Origin of the sequence: Pusillimonas caeni (assembly GCF_003545815.1) — a bacterium.
Lineage (GTDB): Bacteria > Pseudomonadota > Gammaproteobacteria > Burkholderiales > Burkholderiaceae_B > Pusillimonas > Pusillimonas caeni.
In genome coordinates this window covers 227368-245187 of record NZ_PDUW01000001.1, presented here as the reverse complement: position 1 = coordinate 245187, position 17820 = coordinate 227368, and the positions used below count along the sequence as shown (strand labels likewise).

Here is a 17820-nt window from a genome sequence, read left to right as displayed (position 1 = left end):
AGAAGGACGTGAACGGGTTCAAAGTAAAACGGATCGAAGACACCGAGTACGTGTCCTATGGCCCTAAAAGCGACTTGCGGGTGCTGATCGGAGACGCGGAGAAAAGCACGCCGATTCGCACTGCGTTGCAGACATGCCAGCCGGGCTACGACGTGCCCTTTCACTGCCACCCCTATACCGAGTACCTGATCGTGCTCGAGGGTTCAGCCGAGTTCCGGGTCGAAGAGAACGGCGTGCAAACCGTGGTGGCGAAGAAGGGCGACACCGTCGAGCTGCCCCCCGGCGTGTGGCACGCCTTCACCACCAGCCCGACCGAGGTCACCCAGCTGCTGGGCATCCACATTTCCCCGGAGCGGATCGTGAACTACAAGCCGGACGTCAAGACCGATTCGCGCGGCTTCCGCATCGAAAGCTGATGCGGCAAGCGCTGCGTCTTCAGCGATAGGTGGCTGCCTGTGGGCCAAGCTGAACGGACGGCTTCCCCATCGCCGTGTCTCGTTGCGCCCGATCCGGATCACGAAATATACAGCCGGCCTCGGGGCCAAAGCCGCGATGAGTACAGGGGCGTGACCGCCTGAGCTGTGCCGTGCACGAGGGGCCCGCCCGATTTCGTAAAATCGGCTCATGCCTGCCCCGAAGAAACAGCCTCGACCCGTATGTGCGCGCTGCCTGCGTCCGATGCCGCATTGCCTGTGCGCTCATGTGCCACGGATCTTCAATCGCACGCGCGTATTGATCCTGCAGCATCCGGACGAGGCGAAGCATCCCTTGAACACCGCTCGCCTGGCGGCGATGGGGCTGCAGAACGCCGAGCTCTTGATCGGTGAGTGTTTCCCGCAGTTGGATGGCGCCATCGCGTCGGTGGAATCGGCCTTCCTGTTGTTTCCGGCGAAGAGCGAAGACGTGTCGCAGCTGCCGTCGATGACCCGGCCGGAAGAGCCCTCTCTTTTGATCGTGCCCGACGGCACATGGCGCAAGGCGCGCAAGATCATTCAGGCGAATCCGATGCTGGATACGCTGCCCCGCCTGAGCCTTCCTCCCGGCGAACCCTCCGAGTACCGAATCCGCAAAGCCCGCGAGCCGGCGGCGGTCTCGACCATCGAGGCCATTGTCCGAAGCTTGTCGCTATTGGAGCCGGAACGGGATTTTCAGCCTCTGTTGAATCCCTTCAGGGTGCTGGTGGAGCAGCAGGTGCGAGCCATGGGCGAGGAGGTGTATCGGCGGAATTATCAAGGCCGAATATGTATTGATCCGGAGCGAGCGAAGACTTGACGCTCGCGGCTTCAGCTAATGACGGCCTTCGCCAATAGCGCCGGAATAATGTGCTCTCTAAGAAGAGGAGCGACGTTCGACGGAATGGGTTCATCCAGCGGAAGCCAGCCCATCGCTTCGATTTCCGCGGCGAGCCTGAACTGCTGCCCTCCGGAAAGCTTCGCAAGGAACACGCTGGCATTCACCCGCGTGTCGACCTCATTGGCCGCCATCGCCTGAAAATTGCCCAGATGAGTCAAGTCGCCGGGCCTCAGCGCGACCCGCAGTTCTTCCTCGACTTCGCGAACCAGCGCTTGTTCGGGCGTTTCGCCGGCATCCAATTTCCCTCCGGGCAGCATCCACGATTGTGTGCCTCGCTTGCGCACCACGAGCAGGGCATTGGAGGCGTCGATGAAGCACGCCGTGGCGATGTGAAGTGTATGCGGAAGCGGATCCAAGCGATTGCCTTCAGATTTTGATGATGGTGTCACTATACCGCGCTACCACAGCGTCACGCGTCATGAGCCGCATCGGTTCAAGAAGAGCCTGGGCGACGATGATGCGGTCGAATGGGTCATGATGGTGGCCGGCGAGGTTTTCGATGGCGGCTGCATGTTCTGCCTCTATATCAAGCAGGCGATACCCCGCTTCACGAAAGTATTGCGTGGCCTCGTGCGCCGATACGGGCATTACACCTCGCCCCAGCGAGTGCTTGATGGCGATCTCCCAAATACTGGCGGCGCTGACCCATACCGTTGTTTTTGGCGCTTGAATAAGCTTCCTTGCATGCTCGGGAAGTTTTGGGTCGTCTGTGATCGCCCATAGAGCAACATGGGTGTCCAACAGCAAGTTCACGACGATGCTCCGTTCAAAAAGAGGCGCGCTATTTCATCATTGTGTGTATCGATGTCGTCCGGAGCCTTGAATTTGCCCTTGGCTACGCCAATGCGCTCGTCCGTGGGGGCGGTGTCAATAGGCACCAGCTTCGCGGCAGGGCGGCCGTTCCGAGCAATGACTATCTCGGTTTGCTTGCCCTGCTCGATTTCTTCGACCAATTTTGAAAGGGTGGACTTAGCTTGAAGCATATTTACTAATCGCATAATGCGCCTCCTATGCCTTCTAGCTTAGTCTGGTCTAGCCAAGTATGCAAGCCGTGCGAAAGCATAAAGAGAGCGGCTGGATGGGTCTAGGCCCGTATGATCAATTCTGGAATACGGTCAATGCACCGCCGGCTGCTGTGTCGTAGCAGGCACAAAGCAGTGCGGACTATGAACCACCGTGGCGGTGAACCGGCATAGCTCCGTCTTCGTGCCGTACGTTACCAGCGCCGCCATGCCGACGCCGACATCATCGAAGTAAATGAACGCTCCGGGCTTGCCGTCGATGTCCAGCGCACCGTGATAAAAATCTGTGCCATTGCACCTTACGATCGGAGCCGCCCGAAGCTTGCCGGACTCGTTGGGCGCCATGCTTTTGCCGATTTGCTCAAGTATGACGCCGAGGTTTTCCAGGCGGCTTGGGCCCGCCTGCTTCATGAAGTCGGGATGGGCCGTCAGGTCAAAAAATTCTATCCAGGCTTTGTTCAAATCTTGCGCCTGTAGAACGGTATTTTTCAGCTTGTTGATGCGGGCAAGGAGTGTCATGAGGGCCTCTTTGGGTTGGAGCGCCTGCATCGCACAGGCGGCATGCGAGTAGGCTACCCAAAGTATCGAGGCTGATGGGGCTGAAGGTGACTAAATTGCCGCGCGTAGTTTCCGAAGCTTCTACTTACCGGCTCTTCTGCACAAAGTCGCCGTCCACATAAAACCATCGCCCGTCTTCCCGTACGAAACGGCTGACTTCATGCAGCCGGGAGGCCTGTCCGTTGTGGCGGGACCGGGCAACGAACTCGACGGTGGCATGGTCGGCGTCCTGGCGTTCATGACGCCGCACCTGCAAGCCCAGCCATTTCATGCCCGGCGCGTTGGCCTCCAGGCTGGACGGCCGGGTGCTGGCGTGCCAGGTATCCAATAGATAATCGAGCTCATCCAACACGAAAGCCGCATAGCGCGAGCGCATCAGGGCTTCCGCATCCGGCGCCATCAGCCGTTGAGGGCCATGGTGCCAGCGCCCGCAGCATGCTTCGTAGGTCGCGGCATTTCCGCAGGGGCAGGGTGTATGAGCGCCGTCGAGAGGGGCGCTATGCTGGAATTTGCTCATTGCACTAATATCACTTGACGCTGGTTCGCCAAGACCGGGCTGAATTCGACGTTGAATCAGACTTGAGTATACCGGTGGGGCGGCGGCTTACCGCCTTACGTAGCAAGCCGATTATTCATTCCATTTTGGAGGGCGTGATGTCCAGTTTGACCGTAAGCGAGAAACGCAAGGCATTCCGGCAGCTTCATCAGTCAGGCTGCTTCGTCATCCCCAACCCCTGGGACGTCGGCAGCGCCAAGGCGCTGGCATCGATGGGCTTCAAGGCATTGGCCACCACCAGCTCGGGCTATGCCTGGTCCAACGGGAGGCCCGACGGCGGCTTGCCGCGCTCGGAGGTGCTTGCGCACATGCGTTTCATGGCTGAAGCTGTCGACCTGCCCATTAACGCCGATTTCGAAAGCGGCTTCGCCGACACCGCGGCCGAGCTCGAAGAAAGCGTGCATCTGGCCATCGAAACCGGTGTGGCCGGCTTTTCCATCGAAGACTCCACGGGCCAGGCCCAATCTCCCTTGATGCCGCTGGACGACGCGGCCAAGCGGATCAGCGTGGCCCGCTCGGCCATCGACAAGGCGGGGGGCGATACGCTGCTGGTCGGGCGGGCCGAGAATTTCTTCGTCGGTGTGCACGATCTTGACGATGCCATTGCCCGCCTGAAGTCCTATTCCGAGGCCGGCGCCGACTGTCTTTACGCGCCGGGAATCAAGACCCGCGAGCAGATCAAGGCGGTCGTCGACGCAGTGGCCCCCAAGCCGGTGAACGTGTTGATAGGGTGGGATAGCGATCTCTCCGTCAACGACCTGGCTGAATTGGGCGTTCGGCGCATCAGCCTCGGCGGCGCCTTGGCTCGGGCGGCATGGGGCGGGTTTCTACAGGCGGCCACGGCCCTTTCCCGGGAAGGTAAATTCAAGCTGGGGGCGGCCACGCCCGGAGCGGAGCTGAACGGGCTCTTCAAATAGCGTCGCGGTCTTACGGCCGGAGCCGGCTACACGCTTTGTTCAACACGGCGGCAGCGCCGCGATCCGACGCTCCAAACCAGCTTGAGGAGTCTTGCCGGGCATCAAAAATGCTTCCGCCGGGGCGATATACGAGATATATGCCATGAACGACATCGTGCAGCTGCGTCCGGAGGGGCTGTATTGCCCGGCAGGCAAATTCCATATCGACCCGTGGCGGCCGGTGCCTACTGCCGTCCTGACACACGGCCACAGCGATCATGCGCGCGGGGGCATGGGTTGCTATCACACCAGCGCTGCGGGACTGCCCATTTTGCACTGGCGCCTGGGCGAGCAGGATTATCGTCCGCACGAGGAGGGCGATGAGTTCCGCTTGGAAGGCGCACGGGTGTCGTTGCATCCGGCGGGCCACGTGCTGGGTTCGGCGCAGGTCCGCATCGAAGTCGATGGCGAGGTATGGGTCGTCTCGGGTGATTTCAAGCGCCAGCCCGATCCCACTTGCCGTCCCTTCGAGGTCGTGGCTTGCGATACTTTCATTACCGAGGCCACCTTCGGCCTGCCGGTTTACCGCTGGCCCGAGACCGCGGTCGTGGCGCGCGACATCGCGCGGTGGATCGACCATTGCGCCGCGCGCGGCGAGGCGGCGATTCTGTATTGCTATGCGCTCGGCAAGGCGCAGCGCATCCTCGCGGAGCTGCAGCCCTGGATCGAGCGGCCGGTGTATCTGCACGGCGCCATCGCCAGCGGCGTGGATGTTTACAGGCAGGCCGGCGTCGAACTCGTCGAGACTCGCCTGGTCATCGACCCGGCGAACGCTCGCGCCGCCCGCGAGTGGGCCGGCGAGCTGATCCTGGCGCCGCCCTCGGCCGCGGGCAGTACCTGGCCGCGGCGCTTTCGCAATTATCAGCAAGGCTTTGCCTCGGGCTGGATGCGGCTGCGCGGCAATCGCCGACGGCGCAACATGGACCGCGGCTTCGTCATCTCGGACCATGCCGACTGGCCGGACCTGCTGCGCACCATACGCGAGACCGGCGCCAAGCGAGTCATCGCGACTCACGGAGATACCGAGGCATTGGTGCGGCTGCTGAATGAAACCGGCATTACGGCGGAAACGTTGGCCACTCGCTTCGGCGAAGACGATGAGTGAACGCCGAGGGAGGCTGAACGCATGAAGCTTTTCGCGGCACTGTATCAGGCGCTTGATCGTAGTACGGCGACGCTCGACAAGCGGGCCGCCCTGGCAGAGTACTTCCGCAACGCGCCGGAGCGCAATGCCGCGTGGGGTCTATTCCTCCTGGCCGGCGGCAAGGTCTCTACCGCCCGCCGCAAGATTGCCGGGCCGGCCGAGCTGCGCGATTGGGTCGCGGAAGCGGCCGAACTGCCTTCGTGGCTGGTAGAAGAGAGCTATGCCCAGGTGGGCGATCTCGCCGAAACCCTGGCGCTGCTGGTGCCCGAACCGGAACAAGCGGCTCCCGAGCGCAGCTTGGCGGAATGGATCGAAGAAGTGCTGTTGCCGGTCGCGGGTTTCGATCCAGTCGACCGCTGCCGGGTCATCAAGGACGCTTGGCGGGACCTGCCTTTCGATGAGCGCCTGGTATTCAACAAGCTGCTGACCGGAGCGCTGCGCGTGGGCGTGTCGCAGCGGATGGTGCAACAAGCGCTGGCCGAGGTTTCACAAGTGCCCATCGCCACCATCGCGCAAAGAATGCTCGGCGGCTGGACTCCTAGCCCGGCTTTTCTGCGCGATCTGCTGAACCCGCAAGAACTGCCGGGCGATCGGCAGCAGCCCTATCCCTTTTTTCTGGCCTCGCCGCTCGAACAGGAGCCTGAAAGGCTCGGCCAGGTCGGCGATTGGCTGATCGAATGGAAATGGGACGGCATACGCGCCCAGCTGATACGCCGGAGCGGCGAGGTGGCCCTCTGGTCGCGGGGCGAAGAACGCCTGGATGGACGCTTCCCCGAGGTGGAAGGCGCTGCGGCCGCGCTCGAAGCCGATTGCGTGCTGGATGGCGAACTGGTGGCCTGGCAGCCGGAGGAGGCGTTGCCGCTGCCGTTCTCGGCCCTGCAGACGCGCATCCAGCGGCTCAAGCCCGGGCCGCGATGGCTTGCCGAGGCGCCGGTGCGGATGGTGGCCTACGACCTGCTCGAGCTCGCGGGCGAAGACCTGCGCGAACTGCCGCAGATTGAACGGCGGCGGCGCCTGGAAACGCTGTTGGAAAATTCGGAAGGCCCCCAGCTCTTGCCTTCGCCGCTGCTTCTGCCCCCGGACTGGGAGGCGGCCGCGGCGTTGCGCAGCGGCTCGCGCGAGCGCGGCGTGGAAGGGCTGATGCTCAAGCGCGCCACTGCTCCGTACCAGAGCGGCCGCCGCCGCGGCGACTGGTGGAAATGGAAGATCGGGCCGCTGACCATCGATGCCGTGCTGTTGTATGCGCAGCCCGGCCACGGCCGGCGCAGCACCTTGCATACCGACTACACTTTCGGCCTCTGGGAGGGCGATGCGCTGGTGCCCATCGCCAAAGCCTACTCCGGCCTGACCGATGCCGAGATCCTCGAGCTGGACAGATGGCTGCGGGCCCACACCCGCGAGCGTTTCGGGCCGGTGCGCTCGGTCGAGCCGGTGCAGGTTTTCGAGCTGGGCTTCGAAGGCGTCAATCTCTCCCGCCGGCACAAATCGGGCGTGGCGGTGCGTTTCCCGCGCATCCTGCGGTGGCGCCGCGACAAACCCGCCGCGGAGGCCGACCTCCTTCACACGCTCAAGGCTCTGGCCCGATGAGCCGGACCAGAACCGCCTGGGATGCACCGCTGGCCGCGTGGTTCGCGCGGCGCGGCTGGAAGGCGGCGGCTTTCCAGCGGCAGGCCTGGCGCCGCTATCTGAAGGGAGAGTCGGGACTCATCCATACTCCCACCGGCAGCGGCAAGACCCTGGCGGCGTTCGGCGGCCCCTGCCTCGAAGCTCTGGCGGACATGTCCGGCGGCGTCCTGCCGAGCGACGGGCCGATCGTACTGTGGGTCACGCCGTTGCGCGCGCTGGCGAACGATACGACGCGCAGCCTGGCCAAGGTGTCGGCCGATCTGGGCATCCCTTGGACAGTGGCCATGCGCACCGGCGACGCATCGGCCCGCGACAAGAGGCTGGCGCGCCAGGGCAAGGCGGGGGTGCTGGTCATTACGCCGGAGTCGCTCGCCTTGCTGCTTTCTTATGCCGACACGGCCCGGCGCATGCGCTCGCTGCGTTGCATCGTGGTGGACGAATGGCACGAGCTGCTGGGCAACAAGCGGGGCGTGCTGCTGCAGCTCGGCCTGGCGCGGCTGCGGCAGTTGGCGCCGGCGGTACGGGTATGGGGCTTGTCCGCCACGCTGGGCAACCTGCCGCAGGCGCGCAACGTGCTGTTGCCGCAGACTCCGGACGCCGCCCTGATATCGGGCGGGCGCCCACGCCGCATCACCGTGCGCACACTGATGCCTGAACGCAATGCCGCACTGTCCTGGGCCGGCCACCTGGGCCTGTCGCAGCTTGGCCGAGTATACAAGAGCATCTTCGCGGTGCGTTCCAGCCTGTTGTTCACCAATACGCGCGCCCAGGCCGAACTCTGGCATCGGGCGCTGGAGTCGATATGGCTCGAAGACCCTTCTACGCTGGCCCTGCATCACGGCTCGCTGGATCCCAAGCTGAGAACCCTGGTCGAACAGGGGCTGCGCGAAGGCCGCATTCGCTGCGCGGTGGCTACGTCCAGCCTCGACCTGGGCGTGGACTTTCCGGCGGTGGACCGCGTGCTGCAAGTGGGCAGTCCGAAAGGGGTGGCGCGCATGCTGCAGCGCGCCGGCCGCGCGCGACACCGGCCCGGAGAGGCGGGCCAGGTGGTATGCGTACCTGCCCAGGCCCTGGAGCTGTTTGAATATGCCGCGGCCCGGCAAGCCATTGCCCTTGGCCACATCGAGCCCAGGCGGCCGTTGCGCGCTTGCCTGGACGTGCTGGCCCAGCACACGGTGACCCTGGCGCTTGGCGGAGGCTTCGAGCCAGAGGCGCTGTACCGCGAGGTAAAGGGAACCCATGCCTATGCCGAGCTGGACGAGGCTGCCTGGGCGGCGGTACTGGACTTCATCGTGCAGGGCGGCCGCGCATTGTCCCACTATCCAGAGTATTGCAAAGTCGTGCGTGATGACGACGGCAGCTACCGCGTGCACGACCGGCGCGTCGCGCTGCGCCATCGGCTGTCGATCGGCACAATATCTTCCGACGGCGCTCTATTGGTCCGGTATCTGCGCGGCGGCAGCCTGGGTTCGGTGGAAGAGGGCTTCCTGGCGCGGCTGCGTCCGGGCGAGCGATTCATGTTCGCCGGGCGCACCTTGCAGCTGGTGCGGCTGGAAGGCATGGTGGCCTACGTGCGGCGCGCCAAGGGCGGCGACGGCGCGGTGCCGACTTGGCAGGGCGGCCGCATGCCGCTGTCCACCGAGCTGGCGCAAGAGGTCGAAGCCCTGTTCAGCGATCCCGGCAGCCACCCCGAGATGCGGGCCGCCGCGCCTTTGCTCGACATCCAGGCGCGGGCGAGCGCCTTGCCGGGTCCGGGACGCCTGCTTCTCGAGCACGTCTCGACCCGCCGCGGGATGCACGTGTTTCTCTTTCCCTTCGCCGGCCGGGCGGTGCACGAAGGCCTGGCGGCGATCATCGCCCTGCGGTGGGGCCGGCTGCGGGCCAATACCTTCTCGTACACGGTGAATGACTACGGCCTGATGCTGACACTGGCGGAACCCGTGGAGATCGACGAGCCTCTGGTGAGGCAATTTCTGGCGGTGGAGGGAATGGCGGACGACCTGCGCGAGGGCGTCAACCTGGCCGAGCTGGCGCGCCGCCAATTCCGCGAGATCGCGCGCGTCGCCGGCTTGCTCACGCCCTCTCAGCCGGGCAGGCAGGTGCGCACGCTGCGTCAAGTCCAGGCTTCCAGCGGCCTGCTGTTCGACGTGCTGAGCCGCTACGATCCCGATCACATCCTGCTGGCCCAAGCGAAGCAGGAAGTCCTGGAATATCAGCTGGAGTCGCCGAAAATCCAGGCTGTGCTGCACGATTGCGCACAGCGAACGCTGCTGTTGCGCCGGCCGCGCTCCCTGACGCCGCTGTCGTTTCCGCTCTGGACCGAAAGCCTTCGAGGCCAGCTCAGTACCGAGAACTGGCAGGCTCGCGTGCGGCGGGCCGCCGAACAGCTGGAGAAGCGCCATGCCGGGACCAGATGACGGCCGGCTGGACGTCCGCATGGCAGGCGAGCCTCTCGTGGCATTGGCTGAACGCGCGTTGTACTGGCCGGCGCGCCGCCGGCTGGTCATCGCCGACCTGCACCTGGGCAAGGAGCATGTGTTTCGCCGAGCGGGAATCGCCGTGCCGCACGGCGTCACCCAGGATGATTTGCAGCGGCTTTCCCAGTTGCTCGGATCCACCGGCGCGCTATCGCTCTGGATCGTGGGAGACCTGCTGCACGGCCCGTCCGCGCCGGCCGGCTGGAAGGACGCCTGGAGGGCTTGGCGGCAGCGGCACGAGGCGGTGGACGTTGCCGTGCTGGCAGGCAATCATGACCGTTGGCTGGCCCGTGCCGGCCTCGACGTGCGGCTGCTGGGAGAAGTCCATTCCGACGGTCCCTTCCTGTTTCGCCATGTGCCGCGGCAGGATCCCGGCGGCAAGCACGTGATCGCCGGCCATGTGCATCCCAAGGCGCGCGTGTCCGGCCTGCCGCGCAGCTGGCCCGTTTTCTGGATGAAGGAAGGGGTGACCGTGCTGCCGGCGTTCTCGGAGTTCACCGGCGGCCATCTCGTGAAGACCGACGCACAGAGCGCGCTATTGGCCTGCGTGGGCGGGGAGCTGGTGGCTCTGCCTCGAGGCGGCACTCATTCCGACGGCCGGTGACGCCGCGCGGACGTAAGCTGCGCCGCGCCGGCGCTTCTGTCCTCCCAAGAGCAGCGGTTACACTGGTACGCTCCTTTCCGCGATGAATTGCCGTACTCCGATTGAACCACCCTCCAGCCTCCAGAGCCCTGCCGCCGGTGCTTGCCGGCCCCATCCTGCGCCGCCTCGAACCGGACCATCTCGTGTTGTGGCTGGTCGGCAGCGCACCGCTGAGCCTGACCCTGCTGCTCGAGCCAACGGGCGGACCGCCCCGGCGCGTGGATCTCGATACGGCATGCTGCCGCGTCCTGCCCATCGGCCGCCATGCCTGCCTGCACTTGATCGACGTGAACCTGTCCGATCCGCTGCCGCAGGACACGGTGATTCATTACGATCTGATCGTGGCGCTGGACGACGGCGATGAAGCCGGCATCGCGCAATGGGCGCCCCACCTGCTGCATGAAGGGGCGACGAGACCCAGCCTGGTATTGCGCAGCCGCACGGACGACATTCTCTTCGGTTCATGCCGCAAGCCGCATCACCCGTCGCGCGACGGGCTGGCACGCGCCGACGGGCTGTTGGGCGAGCACATCGGACGAGCCGATGCGCGTCCCGCCCTGCTCATGCTGTGCGGCGACCAGGTCTATGCCGACGACGTGGCCGGCCCCATGCTGGCGGCGATTCATGCCTTGATCCACCGCCTCGGCCTGTACGGCGAGTGCCTGGACGGCGCGGTTGTCACGGACAGCGAAGCGCTTTACGCCCATCCGGCCGGCTATTACCGCCGCGAAGACCTGTTGCCCGCGTTCAAGTCCAACGAGGCGCTGCGCGAGCGCTTCTTCGGCGGCGTGGAGAAGCCCATCTTCACCACGGCCAATGCGCACAATCATCTCGTGACGCTGGCCGAGGTGATGGCCATGTACCTGCTGGTCTGGTCGCCCGTACCCTGGACGCTGTTGCCCGAACCGCAGATGCCGGCGCTGGATGCCGAGCATACGCATCGCTGGCTGCGCGAGGCCCGGGCTCTGCAAGGCTTTCGGGGCGATCTGCCGCGCGCCGCGCGGCTGCTGGCGCACGTCCAGACGTTGATGATCTTCGACGACCATGACATTACCGACGACTGGAATCTCTCGGCCAAATGGGAAGCGACCGCGTACGGGCACCCGTTCTCGCGGCGCATCGTGGGCAACGCGCTGGTCGCCTATATGCTGTGCCAGGGATGGGGAAACCGGCCCGACGTTTTCGGCGCGGTGCTCGACGACATGGAGGCGCTGGCGGCGGCGCCCGACGCCCATGGGCGGCTCGATCCCGTCGCGCAGGACGCGCTGATAGGCCGGCTGCTGAGCTTTGGCCAGTGGGACTACGTGCTGCGCACGCAACCCACGGTGATCGTGCTGGACACGCGTACCCGCCGCTGGCGCAGCCGGCGGCTGCCCAGTCGGCCGTCAGGCCTGATGGATTGGGAGTCGCTGACCGATCTGCAGCACGAACTGCTGGATGAAACGGCGGCCGTGATCGTCTCGCCGACCCCCATGTTCGGCGTCAAGCTGATCGAGGTGGTACAGCGCCTGTGCACCTTTGCCGGCCAGGCCCTGACCGTCGACGCCGAAAACTGGATGGCGCATCGCGGCGCAGCCAGTGTCATGCTGAACATCTTTCGCCATTCGCGCACGCCGGGCAATTACGTTATTTTGTCGGGCGACGTGCATTATTCCTTTGCCTACGACGTGCAGGTTCGCGACCGGGATCGCACGCCGCATATCTGGCAGATAACCAGCAGCGGCATCAAGAACGAATTCCCGCGGCGGCTGCTCGATTGGCTGGACCGCCTCAATCGTTGGCTTTACGCGCCGCGCTCGCCGCTGAACTGGCTTACGCAGCGTCGAGACCTCGCCATCACTCCACGCCTGCCCGATCGACGCCAGCGCGGCGAACGCGTCTGGAACGGCGCGGGCATCGGCCAGGTGTGGCTTGACGCGCAGGGCCGGCCTGCCCGCATCGTGCAGCACAATGCCGATGGAAGGCCTTCCACCCAGTTTCTGGCGCCGGGCCATGGCGCATCGCTTGCCGCGGCCGTCGAACAACCCGACACCGGCGCCTAGCAGCTACTCGTTCTGTGCGGGCGGCGTGGAATCCGTGCCCGCTTCGGGCCGCTCCGCAGGCTGCGCCGGCTGGTCGGCCGAGGCGGGCTGCGGCGTTTGCACCGGCTGCGTCGGCGTTACCCGCCAAATGGTATTCGAGAGGTCGTCCGCAACGATCAGCGCGCCGCGCGGATCGACGGTTACGCCCACCGGACGGCCCCGGGTCGTGCCGTCGTCATCGCGGAATCCCGCGACAAAGTCCACAGGCGGACCCGAAGGATGTCCATCGGTGAACGGCACGAAGACCACCTTGTAGCCCACAGGATCGCTGCGGTTCCAGCTTCCGTGTTCGCCCACGAAGACCCCATCGGCGAACTGCGCGCCCATCGTATCGGCCGAGAAGTCCACGCCCAGCGCCGCCACGTGCGAGCCCAGGCTGTAGTCCGGCGCGATGGCCGACGCGACCTTGTCGGGATCTTGCGGCCGGACGCGGTCATCCACGTTCTTGCCCCAATAGCTGTACGGCCATCCATAGAAGGCGCCTTCCTGCACCGCGGTCAGGTAGTCGGGCACCAGGTTCGGTCCGATCTCATCGCGCTCGTTCACGACCGCCCACAACTGTCCCGTATCGGGCTGGATGGCAAGCGCCGTGGGATTGCGCAGGCCGGTGGCATAGGCCTTGTGCTCGCCGGTGCCGGCGCTGACGCGCCAGATGCGGGCGCGGTCGGCCTCCGCCGTCATGCCGCGTTCCGTGATGTTGCTGTTGGAGCCGATACCCACATAAAGGTACTGGCCGTCCGCGCTTGCCGTCAGCGCCTTGGTCCAATGATGGTTGATTTCCGACGGCAGCTGCGTCACCGTTTCAGGCGGGCCGCTCGCCTTGGTGTCGCCTTCCTGGTAGTTGAATCGCACCAGGGCGTCCTGGTTGGCAACGTAGAGGTTGTTGTCGACCAGCGCAAGGCCATAGGGGGCGTTCAGGTTTTCGGCGAACACGGTCGACGTCTCGTAGGTGCCGTCGCCATCCGCATCGCGCAGCAGGGTCAGGCGATTGCCGCCCTTGACCGGACTGGTCCCCTGGGCCTTGATGACGCCCGCGATGATGTCCTTGGGCTTGAGGTCGGGAGCCGTGCCGCCCCGGCCCTCGGCCACCAGAATGTCGCCATTGGGCAGGACCAGCGTCTGTCGTGGAATCTTCAGGTCGGTGGCGATGGCCTTGATCGTATATCCATCCGGCACCGTCGGCACCTTGTCTCCCCATTTTGCGGGCTTCGCAATCACCATATCGGGCAGCAGCCCCCGCTCGGGCTTGGGCAGCTCGGGCGACGCGCCGACCTGCAAAGGTTCGGCCTCCCCGCCGCATGCGCCCAGCGTTGCGGACAGCGTAACAATGGCAAGCAAGCATGGGTATTTCATAGTGCACCTCTTACATGAGGAGTGCGAAAGCCCAGCCAAGTCGCCACGCAGGCCAGCAGCGTGACGACTATCGACAGGACCAGGCCGGTGGGCATGCCCGCCCAGGCGTCGCGGGCATGGATGAGCGCATCGATAAAGCCGACTATCCATGTCGCCAGCAATACCAGGAAATACAGGACGATTCCCCGCGCGCGCTGATAAGGCCGGAAAAGATCGACGATCGCGAAGATCAAAGCAATGCCCGCGAACACCAGGCCGGCCACGAGCAGCCAGGAGGCGAAGTTATTCCATTGGATGTGGAAGGTCTTGGCGTAGGCCGCATCGCTGAGCGCGGCGCCGAGAAACAAGGGAATGGTGCCCGCCAGAAACACAGCATGCAGCGGGTACACCGTCAGAGAATACCGGTGTTCGAAGATTTGGTTCACTTTGATTTCCTCCTTGTAGCGGGCGCCGAGGGCGCCGCGTCTCTAAGGAGGAGCGGGCGGCAAGTAGTGTGCCCGACGGTGTCTTATGCGAAGGCCCTACCAGGCGCCGCGCTGCTCCGGCACCCATTTTGCCAGCGGCATGATCAGTATCCGGAATGCGGCCAGAATGGCGAAGGTCCATGACAAGGTCTGGCCGGCGTCGCTCCGGTGCGCCAGAATGGCCGTCACGATGGAGATCGTGGCGATCGTGCCGATCTGCAGCGACAAGGTGCGCAGCGCCGCCAGCATGGAAGAAGACTCCGGCGCAAGCTGCAACCCCGCATTGCGCATCGCCGGATTGATGACGCCGCTGCCGGCGCCAAGCAGAAACGTCGCAAAAGCGAGCCACGCGTACGGCGAAGCGTCCAGGGCGGGAGGCAGCGCGAGAAGCAGCAGCCCTATCACGGTGACAGCGCTGCCCACATACAGCGGCAGGCGATAGCCGCTTCGGCGCAGCATCGCCACGGCGAGCAAAGAAAAGACCAATGCGGCAATGCCCTGCGCCGTAAGCAGCGTACCCGACTGCAAGGCGCTTATGCCGTAGCGGCTGGTGGCATACAGCGGCACCAGCGCCAGCGCCCCGATGGCAATCCCGGTGTAGGTCATGTTCACAAGGTTCACCACGCCGAAATCGGGGCCGTAGATCAGCCGCGGGGCGATGAAGGGCGTGCGGGTGCGCCGGATGTGGCGGAAGAAGCCCCCGATCATCGCGGCGGCAAAACACAGCAGCGCCAGGGGCGGCCACAGGGCTTCGGACGGCTGCCTTTCCCCCAGCATACTCACTGCCAGCATGCCCGCCAGAAGGCCGCTGCCCAATAGCGCCACGCCCGCGGCGTCCATGCTTTTGGGCCGGCGGTGAGCCCGCACCGGATCGCGTGGAACGAAGCGCAGGGCGAGCACGATAATGAGCAGGCCGATCGGCACATTGACATAGAATACGTCGCGCCAGGACCAATAGCCCACAAAATAGCCCCCGAAAATAGGGCCGATCATCGCTCCGATCGGGAAAATGCTGCCGAAAAGGCTGACGTAGCGATCACGCGCCGAGCCGAAGTGATCCACGATGATGCCCGTGGCGGTTGGCGTGAAGCCCGCGCCGCCGGCGGCCTGCAGCGCCCTGAGCAGAATCAGGGCGTAAATATTGCTGGCCAATGCGCACCCTAGCGAGGCCAGCGTAAAGACGGCCACCGAGGCCAGAAACACCTGGCGTCGCCCGAAGCGCTCGGCCAGCTTGCCGCTGATGGGCAGCATCAGCACGAAGCCGAAGGAATAGGCCGTCAGCGTCCAGCCCGCCAGATTGATCGAGGTATCCAGGCCTTGCTGGATGGCGTCCAGCGCGATGGCGACGATGGTCGAATCGATCGACATCATGAGCAGCGCCGCGCCGACGATGAGAAAAACGGTGTTCCGGCGGACAGGTGTTGCAGCAGTGGGGGACATGAAAGTGAGCGGTCAACCTCTCCAGGACCGGACCCTGCCCGTATCCACATGAACGAAATCGCTGCCCGGATAGTAGCCCACACCGCCCGCCTTCAGCTCCAGCGCGGCATCGCGCAATTCCTTCAGCGGCACGCCCGGTATGCGCAGGTCCACCGCCTTGCCGTCCATGTGCAGACTGTGCTTTGCCACCCCGCCGCCGCCCTTGGCGCGCAGGCGCTCATTGGTCTTGGGCGAACGGTAGCCCGAAATAATCTGATAGGGCGAGCGCACCTTCAATGACGTCCGCAGCGCGTACATAATGTCGTACAGGCCGGGGTCCATGCGGCCCACGAGGCCCGAATAATGGTCGCGCAGAAAATGATTCAGCCCCGTCAAGGCGTCCGGCAAATACCGGTCGCCCATCGCGTAGGTAAGCTGAATCTTCTCGAGTGTATGCGTGTGGTCCATCGACAAGTCGCGTTCGACGGCGCTGCCAAGCGTAATGGCCCGGGCCACCATGGGAAAAGCGCATAGGCTCATGGCGCCGGAGGCGGCTATGAGAAGCCGTCGGCGTGTAGGATCGGTTCTGGTCATGATCGAGTGGGGCGCGCGCTGCGCAAGGCCTGCTCCAGCCGCGCATCCTGCTGATAAATATCGGGAAAAAAGTACACCTTACCACCATCTTTCACCACAGCGGTACTGTAGGCAATGAGAACGGGAATCGGCTCGTCCAGTCGCAGGGTGCGAGACTTGCCCCCGCCCATCGCTTCCTCGATGCGTTCCCTCGTCCATTCCGGCTTGTTTCGCAAGACGAATTGCGCAAGTTCCACTGGGTATTCAATGCGGATGCAGCCGTGGCTGAAGTCGCGCCGCGCCCTGGAAAACAATTGCGGCGCCGGAGTATGGTGCAGATAGATATTCTGATCATTGGGAAATATGAACTTGATGTCCCCCAGCGCATTGCGCGGGCCCGGACGCTGGCGAATACGCCATTCCCCCCTTTGCACCGCATCGATGGCCTCGCCCGTGAGCGAATGGCTCACCGACCCATCCTGGCTGACGAATTCGAGCCCCTGCTGATCAAAATAGCCCGGATCGCGCCGCAGTCGAGGCAGCGTCTCGCCCCGCGCGATAGACCGTGGAATATTCCAGTACGGACTGAACTCGATGAAGCGCATCTCCTCCAGGAAAATCGGCGTGCGCGTGTCCAGCGCCCGGCCCACCACCACACGCATTTCCAGATCCAGCTTTACTTCCGACCCCGTGCCCTCATAAGCACGCAAGACGAATTCCGGAATGTTCACCACGATCATGCGCGGCCCATACAGCAGCGGCGTCCAGCGCAGACGCTCCAGCGTCAGCGCCATCTGCCCCACGCGCTGCGCCGGCGTCACGTTCAATTGCGCCAATGTCGCCGGCCCAATCACGCCGTCGGTGTCCAGGCCATGGCGCGCCTGGAAGCGCTTCACGCCTTCCACCAACAGGTCATCGTAATGCTCCGCAGACTGGGTCTCGGCAGGGAGGTCGCCCAGGGCCGCAAGACGCTGGGCCATCAAGGGCAGGCCATCCCAGTCGTCTCCAGGCTTCAGCGAACGTGCGGGCAGCGGCGGCAGCGGCGTCTTCCATGCAGGGTGTTCGCCCATGGCCCGATAGGCATTCATCGCCGTTCGAATCGCTTCATACATCGGCACTTGCGGCTGAGCCGCGCTGAGCGCCTGTTTCAGATCCCCCGACTGGCGCGCCTTTATGAGATAGCTGTGCGCATCGAAATGCTGGTTGGCCGGCGCCTTGAAGCGATGCTTCAACACCTCGGGGCTGAGCCGGCCATGATTCAGATCAGTCAGATAGCGTTCAAGCGCCGCGGTCAGGTCCGCGTCCATCTGGGCGTGGTTGTCGATCGCAGACCTTGCATCCTGTTCGTGTTCGAATTCGAACGCCAGCGTGAGTTCTTGCGCCCGGTAATCGTCAGGGTTTAAGCCTTGGGAGGCGGCGTTTACCAAGACGTCCAGAGCGACCCAGGCGTCTTCGGTGGGCTGGCCGTTGGCGAACCATGAGGGCATGGGGGCGATCGGCACCACGTGCGCCGGGGCGGGTTCTACGGTGAATGGCGGGATTGTTTGGGTGAGGGCTGGCTGCAGGGCGGACAGGCAAAGGGTGCATATCGCCAG

Annotated in this window: 18 protein-coding genes; 8 read left to right on the top strand and 10 right to left on the bottom strand. The window is 64.5% G+C overall.

Going from position 1 to position 17820, the window contains the following annotated elements:
- The first annotated feature begins 8 nt into the window (after nt 1-8).
- Together CSC67_RS01115 and CSC67_RS01110 are read left to right on the top strand one after the other, a co-directional pair.
- Complete coding sequence (locus tag CSC67_RS01115; RefSeq protein WP_118992674.1) at nt 9-416, top strand: cupin domain-containing protein; 408 nt, start codon at nt 9-11, stop codon at nt 414-416.
- A 208-nt stretch (nt 417-624) separates the two neighbouring features.
- Nucleotides 625-1272, top strand: a complete 648-nt coding sequence (locus CSC67_RS01110) for a tRNA-uridine aminocarboxypropyltransferase (RefSeq protein ID WP_118992673.1) — start codon at nt 625-627, stop codon at nt 1270-1272.
- A gap of 11 nt (nt 1273-1283) precedes the next feature.
- On the opposite strand, the gene CSC67_RS01105 is transcribed toward CSC67_RS01110, so the two are convergent.
- The 5 genes from CSC67_RS01105 to CSC67_RS01085 form a co-directional block, all read right to left on the bottom strand.
- A complete protein-coding gene (locus CSC67_RS01105; RefSeq protein WP_118992672.1) occupies nt 1284-1709 on the bottom strand; it encodes an NUDIX hydrolase in 426 nt (141 codons plus the stop codon).
- 10 nt (nt 1710-1719) lie between these two features.
- A complete protein-coding gene (locus CSC67_RS01100) occupies nt 1720-2106 on the bottom strand; it encodes a type II toxin-antitoxin system VapC family toxin (RefSeq protein ID WP_118992671.1) in 387 nt (128 codons plus the stop codon).
- On the bottom strand, nt 2103-2351 hold the full coding sequence (locus CSC67_RS01095; protein WP_118992670.1) for a type II toxin-antitoxin system Phd/YefM family antitoxin: 249 nt from the start codon (nt 2349-2351) through the stop codon (nt 2103-2105). Before CSC67_RS01095 ends, CSC67_RS01100 begins: the two co-directional genes overlap by 4 nt.
- A 117-nt stretch (nt 2352-2468) precedes the next feature.
- A complete protein-coding gene (locus CSC67_RS01090; protein ID WP_118992669.1) occupies nt 2469-2894 on the bottom strand; it encodes a hypothetical protein in 426 nt (141 codons plus the stop codon).
- A 124-nt stretch (nt 2895-3018) separates the two neighbouring features.
- The gene (locus CSC67_RS01085; RefSeq protein WP_118992668.1) at nt 3019-3450 is read right to left on the bottom strand and encodes a YchJ family protein; all 432 of its coding nucleotides are present in this window, start codon (nt 3448-3450) and stop codon (nt 3019-3021) included.
- Nucleotides 3451-3587: 137 nt separating this feature from the next.
- Here CSC67_RS01085 and CSC67_RS01080 point away from each other — a divergent pair, with 137 nt between their 5' ends.
- The 6 genes from CSC67_RS01080 (at nt 3588) to CSC67_RS01055 (ending at nt 12377) form a co-directional block, all read left to right on the top strand.
- Nucleotides 3588-4406: an isocitrate lyase/PEP mutase family protein gene (locus CSC67_RS01080; protein WP_118992667.1), complete on the top strand. Its 819-nt coding sequence runs from the start codon at nt 3588-3590 to the stop codon at nt 4404-4406.
- Nucleotides 4407-4548: 142 nt separating this feature from the next.
- Nucleotides 4549-5550: a ligase-associated DNA damage response exonuclease gene (locus tag CSC67_RS01075; RefSeq protein ID WP_118993154.1), complete on the top strand. Its 1002-nt coding sequence runs from the start codon at nt 4549-4551 to the stop codon at nt 5548-5550.
- 21 nt (nt 5551-5571) lie between these two features.
- Nucleotides 5572-7176, top strand: coding sequence for an ATP-dependent DNA ligase (locus tag CSC67_RS01070; RefSeq protein ID WP_118992666.1), 1605 nt, complete (start codon nt 5572-5574; stop codon nt 7174-7176).
- Nucleotides 7173-9632, top strand: a complete 2460-nt coding sequence (locus CSC67_RS01065) for a ligase-associated DNA damage response DEXH box helicase (RefSeq protein ID WP_118992665.1) — start codon at nt 7173-7175, stop codon at nt 9630-9632. The genes CSC67_RS01070 and CSC67_RS01065 overlap by 4 nt, the downstream gene beginning before the upstream one ends.
- Nucleotides 9616-10296, top strand: a complete 681-nt coding sequence (gene pdeM / locus CSC67_RS01060; RefSeq protein ID WP_118992664.1) for a ligase-associated DNA damage response endonuclease PdeM — start codon at nt 9616-9618, stop codon at nt 10294-10296. Before CSC67_RS01065 ends, pdeM begins: the two co-directional genes overlap by 17 nt.
- A 137-nt stretch (nt 10297-10433) precedes the next feature.
- Nucleotides 10434-12377: a metallophosphoesterase family protein gene (locus CSC67_RS01055; RefSeq protein WP_118992663.1), complete on the top strand. Its 1944-nt coding sequence runs from the start codon at nt 10434-10436 to the stop codon at nt 12375-12377.
- Between the two features lie 3 nt (nt 12378-12380).
- On the opposite strand, the gene CSC67_RS01050 is transcribed toward CSC67_RS01055, so the two are convergent.
- The 5 genes from CSC67_RS01050 to CSC67_RS01030 form a co-directional block, all read right to left on the bottom strand.
- On the bottom strand, nt 12381-13769 hold the full coding sequence (locus tag CSC67_RS01050) for a PQQ-dependent sugar dehydrogenase (protein WP_118992662.1): 1389 nt from the start codon (nt 13767-13769) through the stop codon (nt 12381-12383).
- The gene (locus CSC67_RS01045) at nt 13766-14194 is read right to left on the bottom strand and encodes a DUF2231 domain-containing protein (RefSeq protein ID WP_118992661.1); all 429 of its coding nucleotides are present in this window, start codon (nt 14192-14194) and stop codon (nt 13766-13768) included. Before CSC67_RS01045 ends, CSC67_RS01050 begins: the two co-directional genes overlap by 4 nt.
- A 96-nt stretch (nt 14195-14290) precedes the next feature.
- Complete coding sequence (locus tag CSC67_RS01040; RefSeq protein ID WP_118992660.1) at nt 14291-15673, bottom strand: MFS transporter; 1383 nt, start codon at nt 15671-15673, stop codon at nt 14291-14293.
- Nucleotides 15674-15685: 12 nt separating this feature from the next.
- Nucleotides 15686-16246 (bottom strand): peptidoglycan L,D-endopeptidase MepK, encoded by a 561-nt coding sequence (mepK, locus tag CSC67_RS01035; RefSeq protein WP_118992659.1) that lies wholly within the window; start codon nt 16244-16246, stop codon nt 15686-15688.
- Entirely contained in the window at nt 16243-17712 is a 1470-nt protein-coding gene (locus CSC67_RS01030) for a L,D-transpeptidase family protein (protein WP_245220080.1), read from the bottom strand. The genes mepK and CSC67_RS01030 overlap by 4 nt, the downstream gene beginning before the upstream one ends.
- Between the last annotated feature and the right edge of the window lie 108 nt (nt 17713-17820).